This is a genomic window from Pseudomonas sp. MF5691 (assembly GCF_016405645.1).
Taxonomy (GTDB): domain Bacteria; phylum Pseudomonadota; class Gammaproteobacteria; order Pseudomonadales; family Pseudomonadaceae; genus Aquipseudomonas; species Aquipseudomonas shahriarae.
The window spans coordinates 167,798-184,872 of sequence record NZ_JAEKDC010000011.1 but is presented as its reverse complement, the minus strand read 5'-3'; the positions used below and the strand labels follow the sequence as shown (position 1 = coordinate 184,872).

16 protein-coding genes are annotated in these 17,075 nt (G+C 61.6%); 7 read left to right on the top strand and 9 right to left on the bottom strand.

Annotated features, from left to right (window positions below; genetic code table 11):
* The first annotated feature begins 54 nt into the window (after positions 1-54).
* From queD to codA, 5 genes are all read left to right on the top strand, one after another.
* Positions 55-411 carry a 6-carboxytetrahydropterin synthase QueD gene (gene queD / locus JFT44_RS17520; RefSeq protein WP_003190259.1) on the top strand — a complete coding sequence of 119 codons (357 nt, stop codon included), beginning with the start codon at positions 55-57 and terminating at the stop codon, positions 409-411.
* A 118-nt stretch (positions 412-529) separates the two neighbouring features.
* On the top strand, positions 530-1,153 hold the full coding sequence (locus JFT44_RS17515) for an NUDIX hydrolase (protein WP_057959087.1): 624 nt from the start codon (positions 530-532) through the stop codon (positions 1,151-1,153).
* A gap of 205 nt (positions 1,154-1,358) precedes the next feature.
* Positions 1,359-2,627: a cytosine permease gene (gene codB, locus JFT44_RS17510; RefSeq protein ID WP_198830965.1), complete on the top strand. Its 1,269-nt coding sequence runs from the start codon at positions 1,359-1,361 to the stop codon at positions 2,625-2,627.
* Positions 2,624-3,823: a PucR family transcriptional regulator gene (locus JFT44_RS17505; protein ID WP_120733554.1), complete on the top strand. Its 1,200-nt coding sequence runs from the start codon at positions 2,624-2,626 to the stop codon at positions 3,821-3,823. Before codB ends, JFT44_RS17505 begins: the two co-directional genes overlap by 4 nt.
* Positions 3,824-3,851: 28 nt before the next feature.
* Positions 3,852-5,087, top strand: a complete 1,236-nt coding sequence (gene codA / locus JFT44_RS17500; RefSeq protein ID WP_057438504.1) for a cytosine deaminase — start codon at positions 3,852-3,854, stop codon at positions 5,085-5,087.
* A gap of 9 nt (positions 5,088-5,096) precedes the next feature.
* On the opposite strand, the gene JFT44_RS17495 is transcribed toward codA, so the two are convergent.
* From JFT44_RS17495 to JFT44_RS17475, 5 genes are all read right to left on the bottom strand, one after another.
* Entirely contained in the window at positions 5,097-7,247 is a 2,151-nt protein-coding gene (locus JFT44_RS17495) for a lipase family protein (RefSeq protein WP_198818332.1), read from the bottom strand.
* Between the two features lie 14 nt (positions 7,248-7,261).
* Complete coding sequence (locus tag JFT44_RS17490; protein ID WP_169990059.1) at positions 7,262-8,041, bottom strand: hypothetical protein; 780 nt, start codon at positions 8,039-8,041, stop codon at positions 7,262-7,264.
* The gene (locus tag JFT44_RS17485) at positions 8,038-8,868 is read right to left on the bottom strand and encodes a DUF4123 domain-containing protein (protein ID WP_057438502.1); all 831 of its coding nucleotides are present in this window, start codon (positions 8,866-8,868) and stop codon (positions 8,038-8,040) included. The genes JFT44_RS17490 and JFT44_RS17485 overlap by 4 nt, the downstream gene beginning before the upstream one ends.
* Positions 8,868-10,889, bottom strand: a complete 2,022-nt coding sequence (locus JFT44_RS17480) for a type VI secretion system tip protein VgrG (RefSeq protein WP_198830964.1) — start codon at positions 10,887-10,889, stop codon at positions 8,868-8,870. Before JFT44_RS17480 ends, JFT44_RS17485 begins: the two co-directional genes overlap by 1 nt.
* A 290-nt stretch (positions 10,890-11,179) precedes the next feature.
* Entirely contained in the window at positions 11,180-12,151 is a 972-nt protein-coding gene (locus JFT44_RS17475; RefSeq protein ID WP_120733559.1) for a diaminopimelate epimerase, read from the bottom strand.
* Positions 12,152-12,368: 217 nt separating this feature from the next.
* On the opposite strand from JFT44_RS17475, the gene JFT44_RS17470 reads away from it, so the two are divergent.
* Positions 12,369-13,031: a carboxymuconolactone decarboxylase family protein gene (locus JFT44_RS17470; protein WP_057959080.1), complete on the top strand. Its 663-nt coding sequence runs from the start codon at positions 12,369-12,371 to the stop codon at positions 13,029-13,031.
* Positions 13,032-13,290: 259 nt separating this feature from the next.
* Positions 13,291-14,442: an MFS transporter gene (locus JFT44_RS17465; RefSeq protein WP_057959079.1), complete on the top strand. Its 1,152-nt coding sequence runs from the start codon at positions 13,291-13,293 to the stop codon at positions 14,440-14,442.
* 12 nt (positions 14,443-14,454) lie between these two features.
* Here JFT44_RS17465 and JFT44_RS17460 read toward each other — a convergent pair whose 3' ends face one another.
* The 4 genes from JFT44_RS17460 to JFT44_RS28740 form a co-directional block, all read right to left on the bottom strand.
* Positions 14,455-15,069: a hypothetical protein gene (locus JFT44_RS17460; protein WP_057438498.1), complete on the bottom strand. Its 615-nt coding sequence runs from the start codon at positions 15,067-15,069 to the stop codon at positions 14,455-14,457.
* Entirely contained in the window at positions 15,059-15,433 is a 375-nt protein-coding gene (locus JFT44_RS17455; RefSeq protein WP_152987925.1) for a hypothetical protein, read from the bottom strand. Before JFT44_RS17455 ends, JFT44_RS17460 begins: the two co-directional genes overlap by 11 nt.
* A gap of 145 nt (positions 15,434-15,578) precedes the next feature.
* Positions 15,579-15,815: a hypothetical protein gene (locus JFT44_RS17450; protein ID WP_198830963.1), complete on the bottom strand. Its 237-nt coding sequence runs from the start codon at positions 15,813-15,815 to the stop codon at positions 15,579-15,581.
* Between the two features lie 347 nt (positions 15,816-16,162).
* Positions 16,163-17,005: a hypothetical protein gene (locus JFT44_RS28740; protein WP_225923797.1), complete on the bottom strand. Its 843-nt coding sequence runs from the start codon at positions 17,003-17,005 to the stop codon at positions 16,163-16,165.
* Positions 17,006-17,075: the final 70 nt, after the last annotated feature.

Genomic DNA, 17,075 nt, shown 5'->3' with positions numbered 1-17,075 from the left:
CCCACACTGACAATCGCACACAGCCCTAGAAACTCCTGCCTTACAGGTCATACCGTGGAAATTTTCAAAGAGTTTACATTCGAGTCCGCCCACCGCCTGCCCCACGTCCCCGAAGGCCACAAATGCGGGCGCCTGCACGGCCACTCCTTCAAGGTGGCCATCCACCTGAGCGGCGACCTCGATCCGCATACCGGCTGGATCCGTGATTTCTCGGAGATCAAGGCGATTTTCAAGCCGCTCTATGAGCGCCTCGACCACAACTACCTCAACGACATCCCCGGCCTGGAAAACCCTACCAGCGAAGTACTGGCCAAGTGGATCTGGAATGAGCTGAAGCCGTTGTTGCCGGAACTCAGCGCCATTCGTATCCATGAGACCTGCACCAGTGGCTGTATTTATCGCGGTGAATAAAGCACCTCTACAAAACCGAGGGGACACCTCCCTCGCCATGGATTGCTCCATCCCTGGCTTGCCCTCGACGATAGCAGCGAATAAAACCAGGTTTTGAAGCAAACCAAGGAACCACACCATGGAATCCACCTGGCTGGCACAGGCCAAGCGTTTGCAGGCACTGGCCTCTACCGGGCTGCACTTTTGCACGGATGACTTCGAGCGCGAACGCCTGGAAGAGATCGCCCATATTGCCCACAGCATGCTCGCGCAATTGGGGCAAGTGCCTCTGGAGCGCATTACCGGCCTGGTTTCGGACTTCGCCCAGCGTTATTCAACGCCGATGATTGATGTACGTGGCGCGCTGATTGAAGGCGACCGGATCCTACTGGTGCGCGAAGCAACGGATGGCTGCTGGGCATTGCCGGGTGGCTACGCCGATATCGGGTTATCCGCTGCGGAAAACATCATCAAGGAACTTCGCGAAGAGGCCGGGTTGAGCGTTACCGCACGGGCGCTGTACAGCGTGACCCACAAAGCCAAGGGCCTGTATCGGCCTGACGTACGCGACTTCTACAAGTTGTACTTCCTTTGCGAACGCACCGACCAGGCCGCCCCCGTGGCAGGCTTTGAAACCACCGACGTCGGCTTCTTCAGCCTCGACAACCTGCCGCCCCTGTCACGCGGCCGCACCATCGAAAGTGATCTTGAAGCAGCCTTCGCCTTTCACCGTGGGGAAATCACCCAGACCCTGTTCGACTGACACCCTGGACCGGTGATCCCATTTGTATCACCGCCGCACCACTTTAGTGCCGGGCTGGGCACAACCCACAAGCCATTCCGCCTCCCTGCCCTACCCACCCCCAAATATTGTGCAACCTGCACAGTGCTCACCGTGCACCCATCACTGCCCGACAGTTGGCACGGGCGCTGCAACAGGCCCTGCGTCACTCACAGGGGAACGGCACATGACGCAGAACGAACCGGGCAACGATTACCCTCTCAGCGAAGTGCCCATGCATGCACGCAAGGGCCTTGGCTCCACGGCCATGGTGTTGCTGGGCTTCACCTTTTTTACCGCGACCATGTTTGCTGGCGGCAAGCTGGGGGTGGCCTTCAGTTTTACCCAGATGCTCGGGGTCGTGGCCCTGGGTAACCTGCTGTTGGGTATCTACGCCGCAGGCCTGGGGTACATCGCCTTCAAGAGCGGCTTGAACTCGGTGCTGATGGGGCGTTTCTGCTTTGGCGAAGTGGGCAGCAAGTTGAGTGACCTGATCCTGGGTTTCACCCAGATTGGCTGGTACGCCTGGGGCACCGCCACGGCGGCCGTGGTGCTGGGCAAGTATTTCGAGTTGAGCCAAGGCAGCGTACTGGCACTGATGGTGTTGTTCGGCCTGGCGTTCTGCGCCACGGCCTACGTGGGCTATCGGGGGCTGGAAATTCTCTCTTACATTGCAGTCCCGACCATGGGCCTGCTGTTGTTGCTGTCGATGTGGGTGGCCACGGTAAAAGTCGGCGGGCTGGAAGGTTTGCTCGCCGTGGTGCCCAGCAGTGAGTTGGATTTGTCCACGGCCATTACCCTGGTGTTTGGCACCTTTGTCAGCGGTGCCACCCAGGCCACCAACTGGACGCGCTTTTCCCGCTCGGCCAAGGTGGCGGTGCTGGCCAGCCTGATCGGCTTTTTTGTCGGCAACGGCCTGATGGTGCTGATCGGTGCCTACGGCGCCATCGTCTATCAGCAACCGGATGTGGTGGAGGTGTTGCTGCTGCAAGGTTTCGCCATGGCGGCGATGGCCATGCTGCTGCTCAATATCTGGAGTACCCAGGACAACACCATCTACAACTTTGCCGTCGCCGGCTGCAACCTGCTGCGCACCAGGCGCCGCAAGACCGTGACCCTGGTCGGCGCGGTGATAGGCACCCTGCTTGCCTTGCTGGGCATGTACGACATGCTGGTGCCCTACCTGATTTTGCTGGGCACAGTGATCCCACCGATTGGCGGGGTGATCATGGCCGACTTTTTCTATCGCTACCGCGGCCACCATCCACGGCTGGCAGATGTGCGATTGCCGGCCTTCAATTGGCCGGGGCTGATTGCCTATGCCGTGGGTACGGTGCTGGCCTTCAGCTCGCCGTGGGTCGCGCCACTGGTGGGGATTATCGCTGCGGCCGCTACCTACATCGCGCTCACCGCCGTCCTGCGGGTGCGGGTGCCATCGGCTGACGCCCAGGCATGAGCCTGACGGTGGCGGATGTACTGGCCCTGCCGGGGCTGGAGTGCATGAGCCTGCGGGCGGGTAGCGCAGGCCTGGATAATGGCGTGCGCTGGCCTTATGTAGCCGAGAACAGCGGTATTGCCGAGTGGGTGCTGGGCGGCGAACTGGTGTTCGTCACCGGCATCAACCATCCCCGTGACGAGGCCAACCTTTTGCGCTTGCTCGACGAAGCCTGCGCGCGGCAAGTCGCTGGCCTGGTGATCCTGACCGGGCCGGCTTACATCCAGGCAATCCCCCCTGGACTGCTGGAAGCTGCCGACGCCGTCGGCATGCCGCTGATCGAACAGCCTTACTCCCTGAAGATGGTCCTGGTGACCCAGGCCATCGGCTCCGCGCTGATCGAGGCCGAGCAACTCGGACGCTCACGGCATGAGGTGCTGGAGCGCCTGTTGGCGGGCGACTATCAGTCCCTCGACCTGCTGCTGCATCGCGCCAGCCAGCTGGGCATGCCGCTGGACGGGGATTGGCAGGTGGTGCAGTTGCAACTGGACGGTGGCGAGGCGCTATTTGCGCAAACCGTGGCCGCGGACGCCGAAGCTCAGTTGGCCCGCCAGCACGATGGCATTACTCGCCGATTGCGCCAGTTCGCCGCCGAGCATCCTTCGCGTCTGCCCGTGCTCGGCAGGGCTGGGCAGTGGACCTTGCTGCTGCCCGCCGGTGACAACCGGCAACGCCTGGCAAACTGGCTCAAGCCCCTGAACCTGCGCCTGGCCCCGCTGAAGCTGTGCATCGGCTTGAGCGCGGCAAAACATCCGCCAGCCGGCCTGGCCCAGGCCCTGGATGAAGCGCGCCAGGCGCTGGCGGTCGCCCGGCGCTTTGGTGAACATGCCGGTATCTGTGTCTACGATGAACTCGGGGTGCTGAAGCTACTGAGCGCGGTGCGCGATCGCGGGTTGCTCGACCAGTTTCTCCAGGAACGCCTGGGGCCCCTGCTGCGCCATGATCAACGTCACGGCCCGAGCCTGATGCCGACCCTGCAAGCGTGGTTCCTGGACAATGGTAACCTTGTGGCTGCTGCCCTGCGGTTGGCGGTCCACCGCAACACCCTGACCCATCGCGTCCAGCGCATCGAGGCCCTGTGCGGGCTGTCGCTGGACAACCCCAATGACCGTCTGGACATCGGCGTCGCGCTGATGATCTGGCGGCTGTCTGCCTGATTGCTTTTTGCCCAAGAGGAACTTGCCCATGCATATCATCAACGCCCGCCTGCGCAACCGTGAAGGCCTGCATGATCTGCACCTGGAACATGGCCGGATCGCCAGCATTACCCCACAAACCGCCGCGCCGACCCTGGGGCCAGACGACTTGGACGCCGCTGGCAACCTGGTGGTACCGCCATTTGTCGAGCCGCATATCCACCTCGACGCCACCCTCACCGCCGGCGAGCCGCGCTGGAATATGAGCGGGACGCTGTTTGAAGGGATCGAATGCTGGGGCGAGCGCAAGGCCACCATCACCCAGGAGGACACCAAGACCCGCGCCAAGCAGACCATCCAGGCCCTGGCGGCCCATGGTATCCAGCATGTGCGCACCCACGTGGACGTCACCGACCCGGACTTGACCGCACTCAAGGCCATGCTCGAAGTCCGCCAGGAGAGCGGCCACCTGATCGACCTGCAGATCGTGGCGTTTCCCCAGGAAGGCATCGAGTCCTACCGCAATGGCCGCGAACTGATGGAAGAAGCCATTCGCCTGGGCGCCGATGTGGTGGGCGGCATTCCCCATTTCGAGTACACCCGCGACCAAGGGGTCAGCTCGGTCAAGTTCCTTATGGACCTGGCCGAACGCACCGGCTGCCTGGTCGACGTGCATTGCGATGAAACCGACGACCCGCACTCGCGCTTCCTCGAAGTGCTGGCCGAAGAAGCCCGCAGTCGCGATATGGGCAGCCGGGTCACCGCCAGCCACACCACAGCCATGGGCTCCTACGACAATGCCTACTGCGCCAAGCTGTTCCGCCTGCTGGGCCACTCGGGCATCAGTTTTGTTTCCTGCCCCACCGAAAGCATTCACCTGCAAGGCCGCTTCGACAACTTCCCGAAACGCCGGGGTGTGACCCGGGTCAACGAACTGTTGGAGGCCGGCATGAACGTCTGCTTTGGCCAGGACTCCATCGTCGATCCCTGGTACCCACTGGGCAACGGCAATATCCTGCGGGTGCTCGAGGCCGGGCTGCATATCTGCCATATGCTCGGCTACAGCAACCTGCAAAGGGCCTTGGACCTGGTCACCGACAACAGCGCCAAAGCCATGGCCCTGGGCGACCGCTACGGCCTGGAGCCCGGGCGACCGGCGAACCTGCTGATCCTGTCGGCAAACAGCGACTATGAAGTCATTCGCAGCCAGGGCCTGGCGCTGTATTCGATCCGCAACGGCAAAGTGTTGATGAAACGCCAGCCAGCGCAGGTGACATTTTTGTAACCCGCGAGGCTAAACGATCGAGTCCAGGTCCAGTGTCTGGCCCTTGTCCCGATCGCCCTCGAAGGCCGGCGGGATGCTTGCCACCTGGGGCAACTCATGGTTTTCCGGGTGGCTGAACCAACGAGCCAGGCTGGGTTGCAGGTTTGAGGATGAAGCGTGACTGCCGTATACATCGCGCCCTTCCACGCGGCGCCAGCGCAGGCTTTCCAGGCGCTGGCGACTGGTTTGCAATCGATCGATTTCAGCGGTCAAGGCATCGTAATGCTCATGGCCGCGTCCATTCGCCGGGCTGCGACGGTGCAGCTCGAGCTGCTTGTCCTGCAGTTGTCGGCGCAGGGTGCTCAGCGCGTGGTCGATCAATGCGTATTCCCGTGCCGTCACCAGGGAGCCGCTGTTCTCCAGTGTCTGTTGCCAGCGGCGTAACGTGGCCCACGCCGCCGGCACGTAGCTAGCAACCATGAAGTGCTGGCTGGCCTGGAACAGTTGCTTGAGCAGGTTGTCACGCTCGGGCATATCGCCGTGCAAACGCAAAGCGCGATTACACGCCGCCTCCTGCACCGACGCACAACCGGGCTGCCACAGCACCGAGGACTGTGTGCCGTCCGCCAGGATGATCGGCATGAAGTGTTGCAGCTCGCCGTGATGCCGATAGGGCTGTCCACCGAGCCGCACCAGCCCCGCAGCAAACAACAGGCCTCCCGGCGCGGGCGCGCCGAATAAGGTCACGGCGCCCGGCACCCATAGCTTGGCCGTGGTGTTCATCCAGGTCGCCGGCACGCTGGGGACCGGATCATTGTGGTTGACGATACGATGGTGAACCAGGGCAGCCGCTCCCCCTGTGAATTCAGCATCGGCGGCGCGCGGGGCACCGTAGGTGTACAGCAGCACGTTGTAGCCGGCATCCTTGACCCGGCGCAGTCCCTCGGCCAGCAACAAAGCGATGGCCCCACCCAGGCTGTGGCCACAAATCACGATGCGTTGGCCGCTGTAGAACTGATCCAGATAGCGCAATACAAAGTCACGCAAGGCACGGTACGCCTGGTAAAAGCCTTCATGGACCTTACCGATGCCGTCCGCGAAAGGTACCTGGTGGGCATTCGCGTCACGCAGGCCATCCGCCGCACTGGCCGTGCCCCGCACCGCAATCAGCACCACTTCATCGTGATGGCTGATAAAGGCCTGGGTATCCGTACCCTGCTCTTCGTCATCGAAAAAATGCAGGCGTGCCGGATGCTCCTGCCTCGCCTCCAGCTGCGGACTGTTCTGCGGATACAACTGAGGGTCGAAGGGCAGGATCTCGAAACGCCGCGAGTATGGGACATCCTCATACAGCGGGTAAAAACGCCGGACTTGCTCGGCATCGACCCTCCAGGCCTGCTGATACCCCGCGAGTTTTTCAGCAAATAGATGGCCGATGCTGGGGTCCAGAGGAAAATGGACTTCATCTTGCGGGTGAGTGGCCGGCTCCTGGCCAAAACGGCAGTAACTCAAGGTCGCCATCAATGCCAGTTGGTACAGGTTCAAGGCACAGAATTCGTCGTCCCTCGACAGCATCGGGCGCAGTGCCCGCAGGGGTCGGACTTCCAGCGCCGTGTGCTGGTTGGGGAACAGCACCACGCCCGACAACTCGGGCTGGGGTGGGCCAAACCCAAGGTCGGCCATCATTTTCAGGGCATGTGGCTGGGGGCCGTGAGACCGTGGCGCCAGCGGTGGCAGGTGGGCAACATGGCGAACCAGATCGCGCACTTCGACCTGGTAGAACCGATCGGCTTGTCGCCTTGCTGGGTTGCCCTCAAGACGCTGGCCATCCCCGGTAGAAAACTCGCTTCGTTCGGCGCGAACCTGAAGTTCGGTGATGGGTAGTTTGTAAGTCAGGCGCGTCGCCAGTCGGTGATACGGTGCTTCTGTCCCGGCATAGGGCTCATCCAACGTAAGCACCACAGGACCACAATAAAAATCCGTTATTTTGGCGAAGCCCTCTCCATTCAATCTACCGCTGTATTGTTGCCCGGCACTGTCATGGAACGAGTACGGCAGCCCCCCATAATTCTTGCCATTGCCGGTTTCATCGATCAAACAAAAACTCACCCAGTGCCCTCGCCGTGGGCACGCCGGCATCTTGTCACTGAAAAACTCCTGCTTCCATGCCTCCAACTCCATGACTTCACTCCCTGTTAGTTACACGTTGGATAAACATCACAGATACGTCCATCAGGCATTTTTATAGGTTTGAAGTCGGTCGTATTGCCCCGGCAGTACGCGAACATATCTTCGAAACTCTCACCCTGGCACCGCCTCCAGCCGTTTGGAACAGCTACCCAGTTATCGTCAAAGGCAGGTAGCTCTTCGTCAGACAGGTTCAACACCAGCCTGAGTTTTTGCCCCGCCAGTCGATCTCGTTGCACAGCGCCGCCTGCCGACGCTTTACTTGAAAGCCCATTTGCGTCCACTGATCTGCACATGAGGATTTTCCTGATCGCATGCACCGGCCCCACTGTGCGAAAGAACCACCTGCATCGTGCTTGCAACTCCAGCACCCCCGACTCAGGCCTCCCCGGCCCATCCGCGTCTAAACGATCCTGAATATGGATAGCCGCAATATCTCCGCCAACATCCGTATCGCGCGCGCCCCACCGCGCATAAAAATCAAACTCCACGCTGCGCAATACCAACGGGCAGCCCTCGACTGTTTCAGTCAGGGGCAGCGCCTGGGTCACGCGGCTGGCTACCGGGCTGTAGGGAACACTAAAAATCTTCCGCTCGGGCCTTTTGCCTCGACGCCAAGGCAAGGTGCAACGTTCACCTGCTGCGGGGCTGTAGTTAGCGGCGCTTTTAACGCGGAAATTGGCTGGCAAATCCACCTCCAAGGTAAAGCGATCAACGGGCACCACCGCACACCCCGATGTCCAGGCCATACCCAGCACCAGCAGAACTCCACACGCCTGGTTACTCATGCTTGCCCCAACGTGCGCCACTGCTCAGCCACCCGCCTGAAGTGTTCCTCCGGCGCCTCCCCCTTCAGCGGCTGCCACTGAATCACCCTGGGCCCGGTTGCCTCTGCCAAACGCCGCACCACCAAAAACTCCAGTTGCAGAGCGCCGTACCATTGCCAACTGCGGGCCTCGTCCAGTACCTGGGCCAGCCATCCCCCTGGATCCTGGAACTCGACCAACGCCGCAAGGCTTTCGCTGTGTTCGGCCAGCAGGTAGCGCAGGATATTCGCCTGCAAAATGGCCGAGGCCTGGGGGTTGGGGATGTTGAGCCAAGGAGCGGGGTCGGGTATCGGGTACTTTCCGGGCGCTGGGTTGTTGGCGCAGCACCATTGCTCTTCGTGCCAGTAGCAGACGCTGATCAGTGGCCCGAGATAGGCCGGCCATTGCGCTACCGGCACGCTGGTCAGCGCACGCCCCAGGGTGCGGTTGTCGTGGAAACGGTACAGGGCCTGATTGCCCGGTGGCCCCACCAGCATCCGCGCCTGCCAATGCTCGATGACGTCGCCCAGGTCCGCGTCGGGCAAGCTGCCCAGCCAGCCCCAGTTCATCTCAGGGTGCTCGAGCAACCCCACAAGCGCAGGCTCATCGAACTGCTCCACAAGCAGGATCACCGGCCCGTCAGCCGCCAGTGCCGCCACTGCACTGCCACCGTAAAGGCTGCAACATTGCCCCAGGTTGCGAGGCGCCATCAGCGGCTGACGGGCGTTGCTGTTTCCCTCAAGAATCAAACACAGCCGGCGTCCTGCCTGCTGCTGTTGGGTCATCCATTGGCCCGGTGTACGCAGCATCAGGCCGCCCTCCCGCGGATGTCGCACACGCCTTCGCGGCAGCGTTCACATACCGGGCAGAAGTCCGCATCCAGTTGCCGGGCCATGCTCATGACGACAGCCTGGGCCGCTGAAATTTCCGCACCGCTGACGGCCGCACCCGCAGGGCTGGCCGAGCGCGCAACGGCCGGTTGGCCACCCAGGGTAATCGGGCGACTGCTGAAGATCCCACCAGCCTGGATCAGTACGTGCTCGCCTCCGGCCTTGAGGCTCAACTGCGCGCCAGCGTCGATCACCAGGCTGGCACCCGCCTTGAGATGAACCTGTTGCCCTGCCTCGATCACCAGGGCCTGGCCGATATAGGCCAGGCTATCGCCCTGCACCTGGAGGTGATCGCTCGCACCCAGGACCACCTTGCGATCACCACTGACATGTCGCTGTTCGGCGCTTTCCAGGCGCACCGTGCTCGGGCCGCGAATGGTTTCCCGCCGCTCCCCGCCGACTTCCAGGTGGCTGTCACGCCCTACCTGCTGCTGCCAGTCCCGCTGGGCCCGCAGGTAGATAAGCTCTTCACCCAGGCGGTCCTCCAGGTGCAGTTCGTTGCCGCCCGCACCACCGGGGGAACTGCGACTGCGCAATACGCTGCAGGTCTTGTGTTGCGGCAGTGGATAAGGCGGCATGTGCCGCGCATTGGGCAGGCAACCGTTGATCAATGGCCGGTCCGGGTCGCCCTCCAGGAAGGTCACCAGCACCTCCATGCCGACCCGGGGCGTCATGATCGCGCCAAAACCGTCGCCCGCCCAGCCGGAGGCCACCCGTACCCAACAACTGCTTTTATCACTGGCCTTGTCCAGGCGATCCCAGTGAAAACGCACCTTCACCCGGCCGTAGGCATCGCAATGCACCTCCTCGCCCACCGGGCCCGTCACAGTGGCTGTCTGGCTGCCGGTAATGGTTGGCTTGGGATGCTTGAGCGCCGGGCGGTGGATCGCACGCCAGGGCGTGGCGTTGAAGCGGTTGCGATAGCCCTGGAACCTGTCGCCAGCGGGCATCGCCTCCTCCAGCGCCTGGGGTTGATACCCCTCGTGACGCACCGACGTAAGCAGCCACAAGTCATTGCAGGCAGGCTGCGGGTGATCGTGCAACGGCAGGAAATGACCACTGCACAACGCCGGTTGATCACTCTTGCCCAAGGCCCGGTGACGGTCGCGCTGATGGCGCTCCAGGCTGCGACGCGCCAATTGCACACCCCGCGCATGGCCGGTAAACCCGGCGGGGTAATGGTAGTCCTCAAGAGGCAGCACCGATGCAGCCCCGGCGTGTTCCTGCAAACGCCGTGAAGGATGCTCGAAGTCGTGATCACGGCGCACTGCCTGGCGGCTGCGCGTCGCCAGGCGCACATCGAAACGCTGGATCACCCGTGCCTCGGCGGCCGGCCCGTTGGCAGGGCGATAACGCTGTGCAGGCAGGCGACGGAACACCGTCTGGTCATCCCCAAACACCAATACATGGGCGTCCGGGCTGTGGCGAAAGTGGTAGTGAATCCCCTCCTCCTCACACAGCCTCTGGAGGAAGTGCAGGTCGGTTTCCGCGTATTGCACACAGAACGTGCGGGGCGGATAGACCACCGGACCCAACTCGAAGGCATACGCGTCGGCCAGGATGCCGTGGTGCTCGAGCACGGCCGCGATGATCTGCGGCACGCTGCGTTGTTGAAAGATGCGCTGGTCGCGCCGATGCTCCAGCCACGCCAGGCGCGGCGCCAGGGTCAGGCGATAACGAGTGAGCCGGCCCCCGGGGTCATCGCGACCGACGGCATACACCTGCCCGTGCAAACCTTCGCCCATTTCACCGAAGCCTAGATAGGCCGGCTGGTGCAGCAATGCTTCTAGGTCAAGGCCGGGGTTTTCGCTGACCAGTTGCACTTCGATGAAGTAGGGCTGGTCAAGGGCTTCGCGGCCTTTGAATGCCAGTACTTGGAAGTCTGTCTCCATGCCTTGAACAATAAAGTTGAAACGTGACGAAACAAACGCACTCACCATCCGTTGTTACCCGCCATCCACTATCTGACTGAAATACTCCCTCCCGCCAAACAAAAAACCTGCGGCCAAAGAAGTGCCTGAACGCTCTAAAGATTAGCGAGATCCACGAGAATTCGGCGCTTTGAAAATAAAAAAGAAGTTTCGTACGGACACAATGGAAGTCTCTTTTACAAGATGAGAAATCCTCAAAACAAAGCAAGCCCTAACAGCAGGAACTTCCTTACGCGACGCTTCAAACAATAACTAAACAATAAAGAAACAACTGACACTTAGTTAAGCCATCACGTACCTCAGCCTTGAAGCATCGCGGTCCCGAACAGGCTGACACCCAGCAGCGCATCTGCCTGAACGTGCAAGCGTACTGGCGCCGTACCGCCCGGCATCACCACGGCCACCTCTCCCGCCTCGACCCAACCCGCCCGCCATGCCGCACAGGCCACTGCGCTGGCACTGGTCCCGGAGGATGCCGTGGGCCCCTCACCGCGCTCGAACACCCGGGCAATCAGCCGATTGGCAGAGTCTCGCGCTGCCCATTGCAGGTTGACCCCGGCCGCACAGGGCCGGCCATCACCTGCGGGAGGAGCGAAGGCAATCGCTTTCAACGGCTCGAACAGATCAGGTTGGTGCATCTGCCGATTGTCCGGCAAGGCCGATACGTGTTCGACCAAGGTCACGCAATGGGGGTTGCCGATACGCACAAATTGGCTGCGGGTCCATTGCGGGTTGATCGCAGCCAGCTCATTCACTGGGCCAGGCTCGGCGCTTTCCGGCCCCATCGCTGCCACTGCCTGCGGCCCGAATGCTGGCTGCCCCAGTGCCAGCCAGAACCCATGGAGCTCCCCATAGACCGCCGGTTCAACCCCGGTCACCAGCGGCGTCACCCCATCAGGTTGATCGTGGTGTACCCGTAGCTCGCAGGCCTGGGTCATCAGCCCCGCGTCCGTCAGGGCCTGGGCAAAGATCGTCAAGCCATTGCCGCTGCGCTCGGCCAGGGAACCGTCGGTATTGACGATCAGCAGGTCATACGGCGGTGCAGCCTGGAACGGCCCGACCAGCAAACCGTCGCAGCGAAAGGCCTTGGCCTCGGCTGGGCGCAGCGACGTCCCCCAGCCACATTCGGACGCTATCGCCAGCCCCGTCCACGCCTGGCGAGTGCTGGCGGCCAGGGCGGCGTTATCGGGCACGGCAATGCCCCGGCTGCGCAACAGGGCCGGGCTGGCCACACCGTAGATATTGCCGCGAGCGTCGTAGAACAGGGTCATTGTGAGATCACCTCAGCATCCGCCGATGGTCAGCCATGGGAAAAGCGCCTGGCGATTGTGGGCGATCTCAGCGTAGGACACCAACAGCGAGCGCGCCGAGCATGGCAAAAAAACCAGCGCGCCCTACACTCCTGTGTCCCTGGATGGACGTTTTCATCAGGCCGAAGTCCGTGCGCAGTCGAGCAAACGCCGTCCTCATTTTCCTGGAGGATGCACCATGAAGACACTTGCCCCGCAGAGCCCCGTTGAAACGCTTTACCGCGCCGGCCGCAAAACATTCATTGAGCGGGTACCGGATGGCGGCGCACGCCTGGATGCGCTGTTCCATACCGCGCCGGCCCTGGGCGAGTTGGCGGTCGGTGTGGTGTACGGCTATCTGCACGAGCGCCCGGGCCTTGATCCGCGCTTGCAGGAAGCAGCGATCTTTGCCGCGATCGTCGCCGCCGGTATGGTCGGCCCGCCGTTGAGCGTGCATTTCAAGACCAGCCTGGCCCAAGGCCTGGCGCCTGGGGAGCTGACTGAACTGCTGCTGGTGGCCTCGGCCTTTACCGGTTTCCCCCGTGCCGTCGCCACCGCCGAGCAGCTCAACCTGCTGTTCACCGCAGCCAACCTGCCCTCGCCGCCACCACCGCCGCCACGGGCCGTGGCAGTAGCGTTTTGCGACAGTGTGCGCCGGGGCCAGCCGTCATTCCCGGTGGACGCCCAGGCTCGAAAGCTGCTGCGCAAACCCCATAAGCTATCGCTGCACGCCACGGCTGCGGATCGGGTGCTGGTGGAGAGTTACATCGGCCAGGAAACCACGCCCCGTGGCACCCTCCTGGTGCGGGTCGCTGGCGCCGACGTAGTGCAAGTCAGGGCATATCTCCCAACCCCCAACTGACCCACGCGCAGAAGTGGCCTGGAAGGTGGTAATCCTGTGCAAGCAGCCTGGGGTTCAACGCTACTCACAGGGATTACGCACCCTCCAGGCCACCTCAAGCAGGCCCGATAACCTCTGTGTGGTGATCAACGGTAAAAGTGTTCCGTGTTGTCAGTAAAAACTTCGCGGTCCGCAAGGGAACCTGGCTCGCTCGATAGGGCCTGATGTGCAAGGATGTCGCGCTGGACATCGTTCGCTGAACGCAAAACCAAGGATATTCATGACTGCCATCACCCCCCAGGCGCCTGTGGTTCCGGGACGCCTGGAACAAATGTCGACCCGTATCGCGTTTTTTATTGCCGGCTTCGGCATCGCGGCCTGGGCACCGTTGGTCCCCTATGCCAAGGCCCGCGCGCAGCTCAACGAAGGCACCCTGGGCCTGTTGCTGTTGTGCCTGGGAGTGGGGTCGATCATTGCCATGCCAATGGCCGGCGCGCTGGCGTCACGCTTCGGCTGCCGCCGGGTGTTGAGCGCCGGGACGCTGCTGCTCTGCGTGGCCTTGCCGATGCTGGCCACGGTCAGCTCGATACCCTTGCTGATGGCCGGATTGTTTCTGTTTGGTGCAGGCCTGGGCACGGTGGACTCCACCGTCAACCTGCAGGCGGTGATTGTTGAGCGGGCCAGTGGCAAAACCATGATGTCGGGCTTCCATGGGCTGTTCAGCCTGGGGGGGATTGTGGGGGCGGCAGGTGTCAGTGCGCTGCTCGGCCTGGGGCTGTCACCGCTTTCGGCCACCCTGGTGGTTATCGTGATTACCCTGGGCGCCTTGCTCAAGGCGGCCCCGCACTTGTTGCCCTACGGCAGCGAAAGCTCCGGCCCGGCCTTCGCCATCCCCCATGGGGTGGTGCTGTTTATCGGCTGCCTGTGTTTTATCGTATTCCTGGCAGAGGGTGCCGTGCTCGATTGGAGCGCGGTGTTTCTCAGCGACGAACGCGGCCTCGACGAAGCCTACGCGGGCCTGGGTTATGCGGCGTTTGCCTTGACCATGACCCTCGGCCGCCTGACCGGCGATGCCATTGTGCGCCGCCTGGGTGCCAAACGGGTGATCGTGATCGGTGGTTTGCTGGCCACCGCCGGCATGCTGCTGGCCACCCTGCTCCCGGCATGGGAAACCGCCCTGCTGGGTTATGCCCTGGTCGGTGCCGGCTGTTCGAATATCGTGCCGGTGCTGTACACCGCGGTGGGCAAGCAAACGGTCATGCCGGAGCACATTGCGGTGCCCGCCATTACCACCCTGGGATATGCCGGTATTCTCGCAGGCCCCGCGCTGATTGGTTTTATCGCCCACGGCAGCAGCCTGAGCGTGGCCTTTGTGTTGATCGCCGTGCTGCTGTTGGCGGTGGCGATCAGCGGCAAAATACTGCGGGTGTAAGGCCCCCAGGCGCTACAGGTCTCTAGTGTTTTCAAGCCAGCCGTCAAGGTCTTTGTTGCTCAGCCATCCCTTCTGGTAATGACTACCGTAAATACGTCGCCAGCCAGAATGGATGCGTTCCAGGGAACTCAAAAGCCTGGGACGGTCCACCAAGTTTTTTGACATATACACCAGTTGTTCGCTGTACATTTTTTTCGGTAACCCCGTGGCAGGGTCTCGGATAACGGCACCGTTCTGGTCCGTTTCATCCGGATCCTTACTGATTGACACAAGCCGTTCGATCTGGACGTAGCCGACACTCTCAAAAAAGCCCGTGCGGTCCCGGGATCTGTCACGCAGTTCATCAAAAGCGGCCCTGAACGCCAGCACCAACTCGACATTGGTCTTGGCGTGAAAAGGATCCGGACTGAAGGCATTGGGGTCGCTGTTGCCAAACACACCCTGTACCGCCCGCTCCAGGCTTTGCCGCGTTATAAACCCCTCTTCGTCAAGGATCGCGTCGATCAACCGCGGGCGCTGGACCAGTGCCCTGGCCAGCAGAATGGCGTTGTTGAGCGCCGGTGTGTCAGTCATTTTTGCACTGGCAATTCGCCGCAGCGACGACAGTTTCAGTCCTTCATTTTTCATGAAAATTTTCCAGCACGGAAAAATGGTCACCCAGCGCCTTGACTAACTGGCGGTCCGGCAATTGGGTGTAGGGGTTCACATTGGGGGTACGCGTCGAGGGCGCGTTTCTCAGCTCCTGATGATGCAGCATGACCTCATCGGGCGTGGCCCACCGCAACGGGCGGCGGAATCCCGAAGAGCGGATAGTGCTGGGCAAAGGTTGATTATCGGCCTGCCAGCCACGCGGCGTGGTCTCGCTTGAAGCAGCATGAGCTTTCTGTTGTGCGTCATCCGGTATCGCTTCATGGCGGCTCGTAACATCGGGCCGCAGGAGAGGTACCCCACCGTCAATTGCCATGTTCATATCCACCTTTTCTAGATCCATACTCAGACCGGCTGCCACCACCGTCAGTGCAAGGGTGGGTTTCCAGCAAGCGCAAAGTATGTGGCCAACCACCGGCAATGGTTCCGGGGCACCCGATCAATTTCGATGTCTGTATGTAAACAATGATCAGTCCTGGGCGCGGCCCTCAGTCAGGTTCTCGGGACGACAATGCTCCTGATCGGGAACCGCCCAGCAAGGCTTTTATGGCATTGATCAACCCGCTCGTCGTACCCGCAGACGTCTGCATGGTGGTGGTCGGGACGGCAGTGGCGCGGTAAGACTGCATGCCTTTGGCGAAGTCATCCGCCGCCGGGGCCTTGAAGGTGTACTGGCCGGAAAAATTCCTTACCCGTTGGGCTTCGGTGCCTTCCCCTCCCGGCACAGCCTGATTCTGGGCATCGAAAAGTTGTCTCTGCGTCGTGTTTTCGCAAGGTGGAGCAAGAAGGGATTGCGGCAGGCCGGGAGTTTGAGTTCCAAACGACGTTGAAGTCATGTCAACACCCTCTCTGTGAGTGAAACTGCCGGCGTCATAAAGGCCGTCAGATACACGTTATGTGGCAAACCGCTGAAAACAGTTCCTGATCAGCGAAGTGGCAGGCGATAAGTGGACACGTGCAGCCCCAGCCAGAGCGATCATCCGCAAGACTGGCAACCCTGGTCGAACCGGGAAATACCGCGAAAGACTCGCGGCGCTTCCCGGTTGTGTGTTCCCAGTGCAATACCGGCGGTTTAATGGGACAACTTCTTCAACCCACGCTTGCTGATCCTGCCGTCATAGTCGGGGCTAGCGACGTTGTCCATTTGTTGCAGCAGGTTGGAGCGGTTGAAGACCTCCCTCGCCAGGTGGGTGAGTTGGTCCCGATGAGGGTTACCTGTCAACGGGCGCTGGGCCCTGGCATTGAGATCGGCGACCTTGATGTCTTTGCTCCAGAAACTGCCTTTGAGCTGATTGAAATTCTTCAGCATGTCCTTGGCGAGTTGTTCATCGTCCTTGTACTTCAAGGGGTTGTCAGAGCGGATGACGTCATAGATGTTTTGACGGCTGATCTGAGCATCCAGCCCCCCCGTACGACCATCACGGTCAAGCGCTTTGAGCAGGTCCGGACGCTTCATGATTTCCCTGGCCAGCCGGATGTCCTGATTCTTGTGCGGGTACTTTGTCAGGGGTGTTTCAGCCTTTGCTTTCAACCCCTGCGGCGTAATGTAGTCCGGGTTTTTCGGATCGTTGAACGCCTTGAAATTATCCAGAAGTTGCTGGGCCAACTGATCATGGCTGCGCTTTGAATAGATCGGATCGGGTTGCTGCGGGAAGGGCCTTGGCGGCGGGCTCCCAGGGAGCGGGGGCCTGCCCCCCCGGGCGGCATCGGCCTGTACGCCGGCGGCGCCTTGTGCCATCGGCTGCGCAGCCGCAAACACCGGCCCAGATTTGCTCTCTGGCCCGTTGAAACTAGGCCCCTTGGCGGCTGGCCCGGCGGCCGACGCCGCAGCGCCCGTGGTGTTGGCCTCGGCCTCGTGACGCATGGCGTCATTCGGTAGATTGACGACAGGCTGATTGAACGCAGGTACCGACATAATGTTCTCCAGTGCGGCTTGTTGACACGATGTACCTCACCGTCCGAAGCACCCAGGCGATAAATTGATC

What these genes read in the sequence shown, in the direction of transcription:
- JFT44_RS17515 (WP_057959087.1), top strand. Translation starts at nt 530, where the DNA reads ATGGAATCCACCTGGCTGGCACAGGCCAAGCGTTTGCAGGCACTGGCC.
- codB (WP_198830965.1), top strand. Translation starts at nt 1,359, where the DNA reads ATGACGCAGAACGAACCGGGCAACGATTACCCTCTCAGCGAAGTGCCC.
- JFT44_RS17505 (WP_120733554.1), top strand. Translation starts at nt 2,624, where the DNA reads ATGAGCCTGACGGTGGCGGATGTACTGGCCCTGCCGGGGCTGGAGTGC.
- codA (WP_057438504.1), top strand. Translation starts at nt 3,852, where the DNA reads ATGCATATCATCAACGCCCGCCTGCGCAACCGTGAAGGCCTGCATGAT.
- JFT44_RS17495 (WP_198818332.1), bottom strand. Translation starts at nt 7,247, where the DNA reads ATGGAGTTGGAGGCATGGAAGCAGGAGTTTTTCAGTGACAAGATGCCG.
- JFT44_RS17490 (WP_169990059.1), bottom strand. Translation starts at nt 8,041, where the DNA reads ATGAGTAACCAGGCGTGTGGAGTTCTGCTGGTGCTGGGTATGGCCTGG.
- JFT44_RS17485 (WP_057438502.1), bottom strand. Translation starts at nt 8,868, where the DNA reads ATGCTGCGTACACCGGGCCAATGGATGACCCAACAGCAGCAGGCAGGA.
- JFT44_RS17480 (WP_198830964.1), bottom strand. Translation starts at nt 10,889, where the DNA reads ATGGTGAGTGCGTTTGTTTCGTCACGTTTCAACTTTATTGTTCAAGGC.
- JFT44_RS17475 (WP_120733559.1), bottom strand. Translation starts at nt 12,151, where the DNA reads ATGACCCTGTTCTACGACGCTCGCGGCAATATCTACGGTGTGGCCAGC.
- JFT44_RS17470 (WP_057959080.1), top strand. Translation starts at nt 12,369, where the DNA reads ATGAAGACACTTGCCCCGCAGAGCCCCGTTGAAACGCTTTACCGCGCC.
- JFT44_RS17465 (WP_057959079.1), top strand. Translation starts at nt 13,291, where the DNA reads ATGACTGCCATCACCCCCCAGGCGCCTGTGGTTCCGGGACGCCTGGAA.
- JFT44_RS17460 (WP_057438498.1), bottom strand. Translation starts at nt 15,069, where the DNA reads ATGAAAAATGAAGGACTGAAACTGTCGTCGCTGCGGCGAATTGCCAGT.
- JFT44_RS17455 (WP_152987925.1), bottom strand. Translation starts at nt 15,433, where the DNA reads ATGGATCTAGAAAAGGTGGATATGAACATGGCAATTGACGGTGGGGTA.
- JFT44_RS28740 (WP_225923797.1), bottom strand. Translation starts at nt 17,005, where the DNA reads ATGTCGGTACCTGCGTTCAATCAGCCTGTCGTCAATCTACCGAATGAC.